The organism is Bradyrhizobium guangdongense (assembly GCF_004114975.1).
GTDB lineage: Bacteria > Pseudomonadota > Alphaproteobacteria > Rhizobiales > Xanthobacteraceae > Bradyrhizobium > Bradyrhizobium guangdongense.
This window is the reverse complement of the sequence record NZ_CP030051.1, coordinates 6,873,260-6,885,913: the sequence shown is the minus strand read 5'-3', so window position 1 is coordinate 6,885,913 and position 12,654 is coordinate 6,873,260. Positions and strand designations below refer to the sequence as shown.

13 protein-coding genes are annotated in these 12,654 nt (G+C 65.0%); 8 read left to right on the top strand and 5 right to left on the bottom strand.

What is annotated here, in order from left to right:
- Positions 1-48: 48 nt before the first annotated feature.
- On the top strand, positions 49-930 hold the full coding sequence (locus X265_RS32975; protein WP_128968602.1) for a 3-hydroxybutyryl-CoA dehydrogenase: 882 nt from the start codon (positions 49-51) through the stop codon (positions 928-930).
- 192 nt (positions 931-1,122) lie between these two features.
- Positions 1,123-1,317 (top strand): putative motility protein, encoded by a 195-nt coding sequence (locus X265_RS32970; RefSeq protein WP_128968601.1) that lies wholly within the window; start codon positions 1,123-1,125, stop codon positions 1,315-1,317.
- Between the two features lie 6 nt (positions 1,318-1,323).
- Here X265_RS32970 and tlpA read toward each other — a convergent pair whose 3' ends face one another.
- The gene (gene tlpA / locus X265_RS32965) at positions 1,324-1,989 is read right to left on the bottom strand and encodes a thiol:disulfide interchange protein TlpA (RefSeq protein ID WP_128969499.1); all 666 of its coding nucleotides are present in this window, start codon (positions 1,987-1,989) and stop codon (positions 1,324-1,326) included.
- A gap of 101 nt (positions 1,990-2,090) precedes the next feature.
- Between tlpA and argH the strand changes: the two genes are divergently transcribed.
- The 3 genes from argH (at position 2,091) to lysA (ending at position 5,164) form a co-directional block, all read left to right on the top strand.
- Positions 2,091-3,488, top strand: coding sequence for an argininosuccinate lyase (argH, locus tag X265_RS32960; protein ID WP_128968600.1), 1,398 nt, complete (start codon positions 2,091-2,093; stop codon positions 3,486-3,488).
- A 92-nt stretch (positions 3,489-3,580) separates the two neighbouring features.
- A complete protein-coding gene (gene lptM / locus X265_RS32955) occupies positions 3,581-3,874 on the top strand; it encodes an LPS translocon maturation chaperone LptM (RefSeq protein WP_128968599.1) in 294 nt (97 codons plus the stop codon).
- Between the two features lie 24 nt (positions 3,875-3,898).
- Positions 3,899-5,164, top strand: coding sequence for a diaminopimelate decarboxylase (lysA, locus tag X265_RS32950; RefSeq protein WP_128968598.1), 1,266 nt, complete (start codon positions 3,899-3,901; stop codon positions 5,162-5,164).
- Positions 5,165-5,265: 101 nt separating this feature from the next.
- Here the strand turns inward: lysA and X265_RS32945 are convergent, their stop codons facing one another.
- The gene (locus X265_RS32945) at positions 5,266-6,156 is read right to left on the bottom strand and encodes an NAD(P)-dependent oxidoreductase (protein WP_128968597.1); all 891 of its coding nucleotides are present in this window, start codon (positions 6,154-6,156) and stop codon (positions 5,266-5,268) included.
- Between the two features lie 139 nt (positions 6,157-6,295).
- Complete coding sequence (locus X265_RS32940; RefSeq protein WP_008567285.1) at positions 6,296-6,679, bottom strand: carboxymuconolactone decarboxylase family protein; 384 nt, start codon at positions 6,677-6,679, stop codon at positions 6,296-6,298.
- Between the two features lie 171 nt (positions 6,680-6,850).
- On the opposite strand from X265_RS32940, the gene X265_RS32935 reads away from it, so the two are divergent.
- Positions 6,851-9,469, top strand: coding sequence for a TIGR02302 family protein (locus X265_RS32935; protein ID WP_128968596.1), 2,619 nt, complete (start codon positions 6,851-6,853; stop codon positions 9,467-9,469).
- Between the two features lie 39 nt (positions 9,470-9,508).
- Here the strand turns inward: X265_RS32935 and X265_RS32930 are convergent, their stop codons facing one another.
- Positions 9,509-9,883, bottom strand: a complete 375-nt coding sequence (locus X265_RS32930; protein ID WP_128968595.1) for a response regulator — start codon at positions 9,881-9,883, stop codon at positions 9,509-9,511.
- Positions 9,884-9,931: 48 nt separating this feature from the next.
- On the bottom strand, positions 9,932-10,810 hold the full coding sequence (locus tag X265_RS32925; protein WP_128968594.1) for an MJ0042-type zinc finger domain-containing protein: 879 nt from the start codon (positions 10,808-10,810) through the stop codon (positions 9,932-9,934).
- Between the two features lie 218 nt (positions 10,811-11,028).
- Here X265_RS32925 and ftsE point away from each other — a divergent pair, with 218 nt between their 5' ends.
- Entirely contained in the window at positions 11,029-11,688 is a 660-nt protein-coding gene (gene ftsE, locus X265_RS32920; RefSeq protein WP_092288863.1) for a cell division ATP-binding protein FtsE, read from the top strand.
- Positions 11,681-12,649, top strand: coding sequence for a cell division protein FtsX (locus tag X265_RS32915; RefSeq protein ID WP_128968593.1), 969 nt, complete (start codon positions 11,681-11,683; stop codon positions 12,647-12,649). The genes ftsE and X265_RS32915 overlap by 8 nt, the downstream gene beginning before the upstream one ends.
- Positions 12,650-12,654: the final 5 nt, after the last annotated feature.

Below are 12,654 nucleotides of genomic sequence, written 5' to 3'. Positions count from 1 at the left end.
GGGGATCAGGCAGGGCGCGATATGCGCGCCGTTCCGGTGGATGACATTATGGCGGCAGTAATCAAGAAGATCGGCGTAATCGGCGCGGGTCAGATGGGAAATGGCATCGCGCATGTCGCGGCCTTGGCCGGTTTCGACGTGGTGCTCAACGACATCTCGGCCGACCGCCTCAAGTCCGGCATGGCCACCATCAACGGCAATCTGGCGCGTCAGGTCTCGAAGAAGGCCGTTACCGAGGACGACAAGGCGAAGGCGGTTGCGCGGATCAAGCTTGCCGAGAAGCTGGACGACCTCGCCGATTGCGATCTCGTGATCGAGACGGCGGTCGAGAAGGAAGAGGTCAAGCGCAAGATCTTCCACGACCTTTGCGCGATCCTGAAGCCTGAGGCGATCGTCGCCTCCGACACGTCCTCGATCTCGATCACCCGTCTTGCCGCCGCCACCGACCGGCCCGAGCGCTTCATCGGCATTCACTTCATGAATCCGGTGCCGCTGATGGAGCTGGTGGAGTTGATCCGCGGCATTGCCACCGACGATTCCACCTTCGAGGCTTCCAAGGAATTCGTCGCCAAGCTCGGCAAGCAGGTCGCGGTTTCCGAGGATTTCCCGGCCTTCATCGTCAACCGCATCCTGCTGCCGATGATCAATGAGGCGATCTACACGCTGTACGAAGGCGTCGGCAACGTCGAGGCGATCGACGCGGCGATGAAGCTCGGCGCGCACCATCCGATGGGCCCGCTGGAGCTGGCCGATTTCATTGGTCTCGATACCTGCCTGTCGATCATGCAGGTCCTGCATGAGGGGCTCGCCGACTCCAAATACCGGCCATGCCCGCTGCTGGTGAAATACGTCGAGGCGGGCTGGCTCGGCCGCAAGACCCAGCGCGGCTTCTACGATTACCGCGGCGCCAAGCCGGTTCCGACAAGATAAAGCGGCGGTGCCCCAGGGTGGGCAAAGGCGCAACGCGCCGTGCCCACGATCTTTCAAATCATGCGTTGGAATTGGTGGGCACGCTACGCTTTGCCCACCCTGCGGCTCCTCGGCGGTGGGTCCGCTAACGTGACAATTCATGTCCCGTTAACTCCTCGCCTCTAGGTTACAGCCGGTACGAGGGTTCGCGTAATGGACATGATGGCGATGGTCAGCAGCATGCTGGCCGCTCAACAAGGCGCGCTGCAATCGAATATCGCAGCGACCGTGACGAAGCAGAACATGGATATGGAGAAATCCACGGTCCTGACGCTGCTGGGCGCCGGTCAGCCTTCCCTTGCCAATGTCGGCCCCGGCGTCGGCGGCAACCTGAACGTCACCGCCTGAACCTCCCTAAAGCGACGCGGCGGCCGGCCCGAGCGCGGCCCGGATCAGCTTGAGCGCGTCGTCGCTCGCCCATTCCGCCGGTCCCGCGATCGTCGCGATCTCGCATCCCTGCGGGTCGACCAGCACCGAAGTCGGCATTCCCAAGGCCCGGCCTATAGACTTAAGATCCTGGAAAACCTTGGCTTTCTGGTCGTTGAAATAGCCGAGGCGGGTCAGATTGGCCTCTTTCAGGAAGGTCTTGGGCTTCTCGGGATCGCGGGTGTCGATATTGATCGCCACCACCTCGAAATTGGGGCCCGCCAGCTTGGCCTGGAGCTGGTCCAGCGCCGGCATCTCTTTTCGACACGGGACGCACCAGGTCGCCCAGAGATTCACCAGCACCGTCTTGCCGCGGAAATCCGACAACTTTTTGGGCTTGCCGTCACCGTCCTCGAAAGTGAGATCGGGCAGCTTCAGGGGTGCGCTTGCCATGGTCAGCGCCGCCACCTCGCCATGGGCGAGCGGGGCAATCCTTTGTGCCGTCGCGACGGCCGGTTTGCAGGTCGGATCCCCTGATGGCGTCCGGCTCAGGCCCAGCCCGTACAGCGCGGCAAAGCCGGCCAGGCCGCCGACCACCACCGTGGCGATGACGATCGGGATCCGGCGTGTGGCGGAGGGTTTGGGGTCGAGCATATCGTTTGTCATCCGGTCGCAGATATGGCTATCAGGGGCCTCTTAATACGGCTGGCCTTCGCCAGCAAACGTGCGGCAAATCAAGGCGCGAGCAGGGGATCATGAGCAACAAGATGTGGGGCGGCCGGTTCTCGGAACGTCCCGACGAGATCATGGAAGAGATCAACGTCTCCATCGACGTCGATCGTCACCTCTTCGCCCAGGACATTGCCGCATCCAAGGCGCACGCCGCGATGCTTGCCGCGAACGGCATCATCACCGCCTCTGATGCGAAAAATATCGGCAAGGGTCTAGACACGATTTTGTCAGAGATCGGCAAGGGTGGCTTCGAGTTCAAGCGCGCGCTCGAGGACATTCACATGAATGTCGAGAGTCGCCTGTCCGAGCTGATCGGTCCCGCCGCCGGCCGCCTGCACACCGCCCGCTCGCGCAACGACCAGGTCGCGACCGATTTCCGTCTCTACGTCCGCGACATTATCGACGAGACCGATGCGGCTCTCGCCGCGTTCCAGCAGGCGCTGGTGGAACGCGCGCTGGAGCATGCCGGCACCGTGATGCCCGGCTTCACCCATCTGCAGACCGCGCAGCCCGTCACTTTCGGTCACCATCTGCTCGCCTATGTCGAGATGGCCGCGCGCGATCGCGGCCGCTTTCAGGATGCCCGCAAGCGGCTCAACGAATCCCCGCTGGGCGCTGCCGCGCTCGCCGGCACCTCGTTCCCGATCGACCGTCATGCCACCGCGAAGGCGTTGGGATTCGATCGGCCGATGGCGAACTCGCTCGACGCCGTCTCCGACCGCGACTTCGTGCTGGAGACCTTGTCGGCGGCCTCGATCTGCGCCGTGCACATGTCGCGCTTCGCCGAAGAGATCGTGATCTGGACCTCGCCGCTGGTCGGCCTTGTCAGGCTCAGCGACAAGTTCACGACGGGATCCTCGATCATGCCGCAGAAGCGCAATCCCGATGCGGCCGAGCTGGTGCGCGCCAAGACCGGCCGCGTCATCGGCGCGCTCAATGGTCTTTTGATCGTGATGAAAGGTCTGCCGCTCGCCTATCAAAAGGACATGCAGGAGGACAAGCAAGGCGCCATGGAGGGCTTTGCCGCGCTGTCGCTGGCGATCCGCGCCATGACCGGCATGGTCCGCGACCTCGTTCCGGACGAGGCGAAGATGAAGGCGGCCGCGGGGGAGGGTTATGCCACCGCGACCGATCTCGCCGATTGGCTGGTGCGGACGCTGAAAATGCCCTTCCGCGAGGCCCACCACGTCACCGGCCGCATCGTCGCCAAGGCCGCCGAGGGCGGCGTGGCGCTGCACGAGCTGCCCCTGCAGGAGATGCAGGCGATCGAGCCCAAGATCACCAAGGACGTGCTTGGCGTACTCTCGGTCGAATCGTCGGTGAAGAGCCGCACCAGCTTCGGCGGCACCGCGCCGAAGAACGTGATGTCGCAGGCAAAGAGCTGGCTGAAGCGGCTGGAAAAAGAGCGAAAATTGGGCTGAAGGCAAAATTTCGCTTATGTTTCATGGTCATCCGGCTCTCGCCAGAGCGCGCCAATCTCTGTATGGTGCGCGCGCGTAGTGGGGATTTCGTCGTGACGTCAAAGTTTCGCCCGGCCGGGTCGGGGTGGGCCATCATTGTCTTGAGCGTGAGCGCGCTTGCGCTCGCCGGCTGCGGCCGCAAGGGTCCGCTGGATCTGCCGCCGGGCGCCTCCAGCGCGTCGACGGCGAATATCGCCGCGCCTGGTGACACCGAGATCGAAGCCCAGAAGACGCCGAGCGTGTTCAATCCGACCTATGGCGCGGAAGCCGCGCCGGCGGCGACCAGGGGCCAGAAGAAATCGTTTATCCTCGACCCGCTCCTGGACGAACCTTCCGGCAAAAGATGAGCCGGGATTAGCTGAGCCAACGCCATGAACCATTTCGACTACCGCAACGGCGTGCTGCACGCCGAGGCGGTGAACCTGTCCGAGCTGGCCGCGACGGTCGGCACGCCGTTCTATTGCTATTCAACCGCAACGCTGGAGCGGCACTACCGCGTCTTCGCCGAGGCCTTTGCCGGCGAGAAGGTGCTGGTCTGCTACGCCATGAAGGCGAACTCCAACCAGTCGGTGCTGTGCACGCTCGCCAAGCTCGGCGCCGGCGCGGACGTCGTCTCGGGCGGCGAACTGAAGCGGGCGCTCGCGGCCGGCATTCCGAGCGGCAAGATCGTGTTCTCCGGCGTCGGTAAGACGGAACAAGAGCTCCGGGCTGCGCTCGCCGCCGATATCCTTTGCCTCAACGTCGAATCCGAGCCGGAGCTCGAGCTGCTGTCGCGCCTCGCGACCGAAATGGGCAAGACCGCGCGCATCTCCATCCGCGTCAATCCTGACGTCGATGCCGGCACCCACGCCAAGATTTCCACCGGCAAGTCCGAGAACAAGTTCGGCATCCCGATCGTGCACGCCCGCGAGGTCTACGCGCGCGCCGCGAAGCTGCCGGGCATCGAAGTGACCGGCACCGACGTGCATATCGGCAGCCAGATCACCGACCTCTCCAAGATGGAGACGGCGTTCCGTATCCTCTCCGAATTCGTGCAGACGCTGCGCGCCGACGGCCACAACATCAGCCACGTCGATTTCGGCGGCGGCCTCGGTATTCCCTATTACATGGACCGCGAGGCGCCGCCCGCGCCCGACGCGTATGCCGCCATGGTCAAGCGCGTCAGCCACAATCTCGGCTGCACGCTGATGTTCGAGCCGGGTCGCATGATCGTCGGCAATGCCGGCATCCTCGTCGCCAAGGTGATCTATGTGAAGCACGGTGATGGCAAGAACTTCGTCATCATCGACGCCGCCATGAACGATCTGATCCGCCCGACGCTATACGAGGCGCATCACGACATCCTGCCGGTGATAGAGCCGGAGAAGGGCGCGGCGACCATCATGGCCGACGTCGTCGGTCCGGTCTGCGAGACCGGCGACTACCTTGCCTTGGACCGCACGCTGCCGACGCCGAAGCCCGGCGATCTCATCGCCGTCATGACATCGGGGGCCTATGGCGCCGTGCAGGCCGGCACCTACAACACGCGGCCCCTGGTGCCGGAGGTGCTGGTGAAGGGCGATCAGTACGCCGTGGTGCGTCCGCGCATCGAGGTCGAGCAGCTCATCGCGATGGACAAGCCGGCGCCGTGGCTGTGAGGCATTGACGTAGCCCGGATGGAGCGGAAGCGACATCCGGGTCCTTGCCAGGCCCGTAACAACCCCGGATTACGCTGCGCTCCATCCGGGCTACATTGGCGCTAATTCTTGCCGCCGACCACCACGCCCGCCTTCCTCTCGATCGGCTTGATCGCCGCGGTGAAATCGGATTCGGCGCCTTCCGCTGCTATCACGGTCTCCCAGAGACGCCCGACCGCATCGGCGACCTCCATGGACAGGCCGAGTTGCTTCATCTCCTCGAGCGCCAGCCGCACGTCCTTCACCATCAATCCGGTGGCGAAGCCGAAATCGAACGTCCGCGGTAGCACCGAGCGCGGAAACTTGTCGCGGCTCGCGGTGTTCATGCCGGAGCCCGCATTGATGACGTCGATCATCACGGCGGGATCGAGCCCGGCCTTGACGCCCATCACCACCGCTTCCGACGTCGCCACGATCGCGGTGGCCGAGAGGAAATTGTTGGCGAGCTTCATGGTCTGCGCCGCGCCCGGCTTCTCGCCGATGAAGAACACCTTTCCGATCACGTCGAGCGCGGGCTTGAGCAGCTCGAATTCCGCCTTCGGCCCTGACACCATCACCGCCAGTGTGCCCTTCTCGGCGCCGCCGACGCCTCCCGACACGGGGCAGTCGATCTGCACGATATCGCGCTTCGCCAGCAGACCGTGAATCTTCGAAGCCATCTGGGAGCCCACGGTCGACAGATCGATGAAGCGCTTGGCGCGGCTTCCTTCGATCACGCCGTTCGCCCCCGTCGCGACCTCGAGCGATGCCTGCAGCGATGGCAGGCTCGCCATGACCGTCTCGACCTTGTCGGCCACCTCCTTGGGCGAGGTCGCAGCGCTCGCGCCGCGCGCGACAAGCTTGTCGACGGCCTCCTTGCGGGTGTCGAATACGACCAGGTTGTGTCCAGCCTCGATCAGCCGCCGCGCCATCGGCAAACCCATGTTTCCGAGGCCGATGAATCCGATGTCCATGGTGTTAATTTCCTTCCCCATCGTCATTGCGAGGAGCGAAGCGACGAAGCAATCCAGCCTATTTCCGCTAGCGGAGTTCTGGATTGCTTCGCTCCGCTCGCAATGACGGAGCAATAAAGTTGAGAGCGGTCAGCTCGGCTCACGCCTTCCCATCAATCTCCGCGAACACCTCGCGCGCGATGCGAAAACTGTCGACAGCCGCCGGCATGCCGCCGTAGATTGCGACCTGCATCAGGATCTCGCGGATCTCGTCGCGCGTGACGCCGTTGGTGAGCGCGCCTTTCAGATGGGCGCGGAATTCGTGCTGGCGGTTGAGGATGGCGATCATCGCGATGTTGAGCATGCTGCGGGTCTTGCGCGGCAGCTCCTCGCGGCCCCACACCGTGCCCCAGCAATATTCGTTGAGCATCTCCTGGAACGGACGGTTGAAGTCGTCGACGTTCTTCAGCGCGTTGTTGACATAGGCTTCGCCCAGTACCGCTTTGCGGACTTCCAGGCCCTTGTCGTGCATCTTCTTGTCCATGGCGTCTCCTCTACGTCCCTTGCATTGGGTGGCGGCGCGGAAATTACGGGGTTGCACCGGGGCAGTCACGTCCTCGTGTTATGCGGGAAAAGGGGTGTCTCCCGTACAGGAACGGATGCCTCAGTGCTGCCGTTGTGGTACGCTTCTCTACCGGGCAACCTGGAGAGTTGATTGAACGGCGTCACCCCCGACCCGTCAGACCCGATCCGCGATGGCGATGCTCTGTCGCGGTTGAAGCTGGCGCAGGCCCTTCAGCGGTCCACTTATGCCATCGCGTGGGAGCGTGCCTGGCCTGCTCTGGCGCGTCTCCTGACCGTTATCGGCCTGTTTCTGGCTGTGTCCTGGGCCGGTCTCTGGCTGGCGCTGCCCTCTGTCGCGCGCGCCGTCGGTCTCGTCATCTTTGCAGGGCTTGCTGCTGGCGCCCTGTTCCCCCTGATTCGTTTTCGTTGGCCGCGCCGCGAAGAGGCGCTCGCCCGGCTCGATCGCGGTTCGGGAATCCGCCACCGCCCGGCCACCACGTTGACGGACACGCTGACATCGCGGGATCCGGTCGCGCAGGCGCTGTGGCAGGCGCAGCGCGAGCGCACGCTGGCCTCGCTCAAGCGCATCCGCGCCGGTTTGCCGCACCCGCGCCTTGCCATCCACGACCCCTGGGCGCTCCGCGCGCTGGTCATGGTGATGCTGGTCGCGACCTTCTTTGCAGCCGGCGACGAGCGCGCGATGCGGCTCGGTGCTGCCTTCGACTGGAACGGCGTGCTGGCGCCGGCCAATGTCCGCGTCGACGCCTGGGTCACGCCACCGCTCTATACCGGCAAGCCGCCGGTGATCCTGTCGGCCGCCAACAAGGAGGCCGCAGCGCTTCCCGCCAGCGGCCCGCTCGCCGTGCCCGCCGGTTCGACCCTGATCGTGCGCTCCTCCGGCGGCAGCCTCGATGTCGTCGTGTCCGGTGGCCTCAAGGAAGTCGCGCCCACGGAGGCCACGCCCAAGGGCACCAACGAGAAGCATTTTGCCATCACCGGCGACGGCACCGCGCATGTCCGCGCGCCCTCGGGCCAGCCGCAATGGGCCTTCGCGGCGACTCCGGACCGCCCGCCGACGATTGCGCTCGCCAAGGATCCGGAGCGCCAGGCGCGCGGCGCACTTCAGCTCGTCTACAAGATCGAGGATGATTACGGCGTCACCGGCGCCGAGGCGCACGTGGCAACGCGTTCCGCCGATGGCGGCAAGGACGGCGATAACAAACAAGCGGCGCGGCCGCTGTTCCAGCCGCCGCAGTTTCCGCTGGTGCTGCCGAATGCGCGCACCCGCAACGGCGTCGGCCAGACGGTGAAGGATCTCAGCGAGGACCCCTATGCCGGCGCCGACGTCACGCTGACGCTGACCGCGAAGGACGAGGCCGGCAACGAAGCGCGAAGCGAACCCTTCAATATGCGCCTGCCGGAGCGGCTGTTCACGAAGCCGCTCGCACGCGCGCTGATCGAGCAGCGCCGTATCCTCGCGCTCGATGCCAACAAGAATTCCGAGGTCTATACCGCGCTCGACGCGCTGATGATTGCGCCCGAACTGTTCACGCAGGAGACCGGGCAATATCTCGGCCTCCACAGCGTAGCGCACCAGCTCGAGGCGGCGCGCACGGACGATGCGCTGCGCGAGGTCGTGGCGAGCCTGTGGGCGCTCGCCGTGACGATCGAGGACGGCAACATTTCCGACGTCGAAAAGGCCTTGCGCGCGGCGCAGGACGCGCTGAAACAGGCGCTGGAGCGCGGCGCCAGCGACGAGGAGATCAAGAAGCTCACGCAGGATCTGCGGGCGGCGCTGGATAATTTCATGCGCCAGCTTGCCGAGCAGTTCCGCAACAACAAGGATGCGCAGAATCTGGCGCGTCCGCTCGATCCGAACACCAAGATCCTGCGCCAGCAGGACCTTCAGAACATGATCGATCGCATGGAGCGCCTGTCGCGGTCCGGCGACAAGGACGCGGCCAAGCAGTTGCTCGAGCAACTCCAGCAGATGCTGGAAGGCCTGCAGATGGCGCAGCCGGGACAGTCCGGCGAGAGCGACATGGAGCAGGCGCTGAACGAGCTCGGCGACATGATCCGCAAGCAGCAGCAATTGCGCGACAAGACCTACAAGCAGGGGCAGGATTCCCGGCGCGACCGCATGCGCGGCAAGCAGCAGCCGGGCGACCAGTCTATGTCGGATCTGCAGCAGGACCAGCAGGCGCTGCGCGACCGCCTGAAGAAGCTCCAGGACGAAATGGCCAGGCGCGGCCTGTCGCAGAAGGGCCAGAAAGGCCAACAGGGACAGAAGGGCCAAGAGGGACAGAAGGGCGATCAGGGACAGGGCGGCCAGGACGGCGATCAGGACGCTGATCAGGGTGATGATGACGGCGGGCTCGATTCCGCCGACAGCGCCATGGGCGACGCCGGCTCGAAGCTTGGCGACGGCAATGCCGACGGTGCCGTGGATTCCCAGGGCAAGGCGCTCGACGCCATGCGCAAGGGTGCGCAGAAGATGGCCGAAGCGATGCAGCAGGGCGACGGTGACGGCCAGGGCGATGGTCCCGGCAATCGCGCCGGCCGGCAGCAGAGCGGCGGCAACCAGACCGACCCGCTCGGCCGTCCCTTGCTCGGCCGCGAATTCGGCGACGATTACACCGTCAAGATTCCCGGCGAGATTGACGTGCAGCGCGTCCGCCGCATCCTCGAAGAACTCCGTCGCCGCCTCGGCGACCCCTCGCGTCCGCAGATCGAACTCGATTATATCGAGCGGCTGCTGAAGGATTTTTGAGGGCTGCGCTCGCAATAACGATGCGGTGATACCGCCCGCTCAGCCCTTCTTCGCCGCCAGCGCATCCGCAACCGCCGTGCGGATGTCCGCGACCGAGAACGGCTTGGTCACGACGTCATGCACCAGCGCATTGAGGTTCGACGCGCGCTCGCGCTGGTCGGCAAAACCCGTCATCAGCAGGATGGTCAGATCGGGAAAATCGCGCGCGGCGGAGAGCGCCAGCGCGATGCCGTCCATGACTGGCATCTGGATATCGGTCAGCAACAGGTCGAACGCGCCGTCCTCACGGATCAGGATCTCGAGCGCTTCGGCGCCGTCCTGTGCGGTGACGGTCTCGTGACCGTCCATGGCGATGGCGCGTGCCACCAGCTGGCGCATCGAATCCTCGTCGTCGGCGATCAAGACTTTGGGCATAAGATCAACCTTGGGACCGACCTCCGGTGTCGGACCTTGCGAGCCTGATTATACGCTGCCGCCGGCAATGTCGCGCCGATTGAAGAAGCGAACGTCGATATTGCGCCCCTCCGGCGGCGGCGAGGCCAGGCGCGAGCGGAAGAAGGCGCGCTCGCCGGGTTGCAGCACGGTCTGCTCCAGCACCGAATTCCAGGCGTAGATCTCGGCGCCCTGGGCGTCGCGCACAGCAAAACGCAAGCGGGGGATGTCCATCGGCTTCTTGCCCTGGCCGACGATGACGCCCTCGATCACCAGCACCTGCTTACCGTCCACTGTCTCGGTCGAGAGCTTGACGTCCTTGAAGGCGAGCCCGCGCAGATTCACCTCCAGACCGACCAGCTTGTAGAAGGCGGCCGTCTGCGGCAGCAGGCGGACCATGTCGCTGCGCCAGATCACCAGCGCCAGCACCAGCGCGCCCATGGCAGCGGAGGCGGTCGCCAAGCCGAAATGGGACTTCCGCCTTTCCACCGCAGGAACCGGCCGGCTCACCTTGGCTCCGCGACGGCTGAACAGGCCGCGGAACCAGGATTGATGCTGCGCGCCGACAACTTCCTCCTCGGCGGCCCGGGCTGCCGCCGACCACTCGTCCTCGGTCTCCGGTGCATCCTCGGTCGGCCAGTCGCTGGCGATCGAGGGGCTTTCGACCACAGGGGTGTCGGCCTCGCCCTCGTCCTTGGCATAGGAGTTCCACTGCTCGGCGAGATCCGACTGGTCCTCGGCCCGGCTGGCTGCGGCCATGGCCGGCACGGCCGCTTCCTCGATGGCATCCTCCGGATGCGCGATCCAGGTCTCCTTGCAGCGGGAGCAGCGGACCGTCCGTCCATTGGCCCCGAGGCTCGAAAGCTTGATGGCGTAGGATGTCGTACAATGCGGGCAGACAATATGCATGGACGGCCTCGACGATGAACCTTGTCGCGGAACCGGGCGCCAAGGATATTCCTAAGAAGGATACTCCTGAGAAGGAATACTTCTAAGGGTGCTGCCGGGATGCTACAGGCCGACCGTTAACGAACCGGAAACCATAACGGTCGCACAACCCCCTTGATCGCATGCGGCAAGACCTCGCCGGCCGTGCGACCTACGTCCCCTCTCGAACGGAGCTGAGCTTGGTTCGGTTCGAAAATGTCGGATTGCGTTACGGTCTGGGGCCGGAGATCCTGCGCGATCTCTCCTTCCAGATCCCTGCGCATTCCTTCCAGTTCCTGACCGGCCCGTCCGGCGCCGGCAAGACGTCTTTGCTACGCCTGCTGTTCCTGTCGCATCGGCCGACGCGCGGCCTCGTCAATCTGTTCGGCCACGACGTTTCCCAGCTCGGCAAGGACGAGATCGCGGATTTGCGCAAGCGCATCGGCATCGTGCTGCAGGATTTCCGCCTGCTCGACCACATGACGACCTATGAGAACGTCGCGCTGCCGTTCCGTGTCATGGGCCGCAGTGAATCGAGCTATCGCAAGGAGGTCATCGACCTGTTGCGCTGGGTCGGACTCGGCGATCGCATGGATGCGCTGCCACCGATCCTGTCCGGCGGGGAGAAGCAGCGCGCGGCGATCGCGCGCGCGGTGATCTCGCGGCCGCAACTCCTGCTCGCGGACGAGCCGACCGGCAGTGTCGATCCGACGCTCGGGCGGCGGTTGCTGCGGCTGTTCATCGAGCTCAACAAGTCAGGCACGGCCGTCATCATAGCGACCCACGACATCGCGTTGATGGACCAGTACGAAGCGCGCCGCTTCGTCCTGCATCAGGGGCGGTTGCACGTCTATGAGTAGGACCGACGAGCGCGGCGTATTGGTCGATCTCGGACAGGAGCGTCCGCCGCTGCCGGCCAAGGCGCGCAACCTGTCACCGATCGTGCCGCGCGCCTCTATCCATGGTCGCGCGCTGGTTGCCGTGGTCGCCATCATGACCTTCCTCGCTTCGATGACGACGGGCGCGGTGCTGCTGGTGAGCGCCTCCGCCGCGGAATGGCAGTCGGATGTCGCGAGCGAGATCACCATCCAGGTCCGCCCGCAATCAGGGCGCGACATCGAGCGCGACACCGCCGCCGTCACCGAGGCGATCCGCGCGCAGCCCGGTATCGTCGAGGTCAAACCGTTCACCAAGGAGGAGAGCGGCAAGCTTCTCGAGCCCTGGCTCGGGACCGGGCTGTCGATGGATGACTTGCCGGTGCCGCGCATGATCGTCGCGCGCGTGCAGCCGGGCACGTCGCTCGATCTCGGCGCCTTGCGCGCTCGGGTGACGCAGGTGGCGCCAAGCGCCAGCGTCGACGATCACCGCGCCTGGATCGAACGGATGCGCTCGATGACCAATGCCACCGTGCTTGCCGGCATCGGCATCCTTGCGCTCGTCATCGTCGCGACCATCATCTCGGTTTCGTTCGCAACGCGCGGCGCGATGGCGGCGAACCGTCCGATCGTCGAAGTGTTGCATTTCGTCGGCGCCGGTGATCGCTACATCGCCAATCACTTCCTGCGCCATTTCCTCAGGCTTGGCCTCGAGGGCGGCGTCATCGGCGGCGGCGTCGCCATGCTGCTGTTCGGCTTCTCCGAGTCGATCGCCGGCTGGTTCTCCGGCACGCCGGTCGGCGATCAGTTCGCGGCCTTGCTCGGCACATTCTCGCTGCGGCCGTCCGGCTATATCGTGCTCGCGGTGCAGGCTGTCCTGATCGGCGCGATCACCGCCGTGGCCTCACGCCAGACCCTGTTCGCGACGCTGAATGACGTGGATTGAGCCTG

Coding starts and splice junctions, on each gene's coding strand:
- lysA (WP_128968598.1), top strand. CDS start 3,899: ATGAACCATTTCGACTACCGCAACGGCGTGCTGCACGCCGAGGCGGTG.
- X265_RS32940 (WP_008567285.1), bottom strand. CDS start 6,679: ATGGACAAGAAGATGCACGACAAGGGCCTGGAAGTCCGCAAAGCGGTA.
- X265_RS32975 (WP_128968602.1), top strand. CDS start 49: ATGGCGGCAGTAATCAAGAAGATCGGCGTAATCGGCGCGGGTCAGATG.
- argH (WP_128968600.1), top strand. CDS start 2,091: ATGAGCAACAAGATGTGGGGCGGCCGGTTCTCGGAACGTCCCGACGAG.
- X265_RS32925 (WP_128968594.1), bottom strand. CDS start 10,810: ATGCATATTGTCTGCCCGCATTGTACGACATCCTACGCCATCAAGCTT.
- X265_RS32945 (WP_128968597.1), bottom strand. CDS start 6,156: ATGGACATCGGATTCATCGGCCTCGGAAACATGGGTTTGCCGATGGCG.
- tlpA (WP_128969499.1), bottom strand. CDS start 1,989: ATGCTCGACCCCAAACCCTCCGCCACACGCCGGATCCCGATCGTCATC.
- X265_RS32970 (WP_128968601.1), top strand. CDS start 1,123: ATGGACATGATGGCGATGGTCAGCAGCATGCTGGCCGCTCAACAAGGC.
- X265_RS32930 (WP_128968595.1), bottom strand. CDS start 9,883: ATGCCCAAAGTCTTGATCGCCGACGACGAGGATTCGATGCGCCAGCTG.
- X265_RS32915 (WP_128968593.1), top strand. CDS start 11,681: ATGAGTAGGACCGACGAGCGCGGCGTATTGGTCGATCTCGGACAGGAG.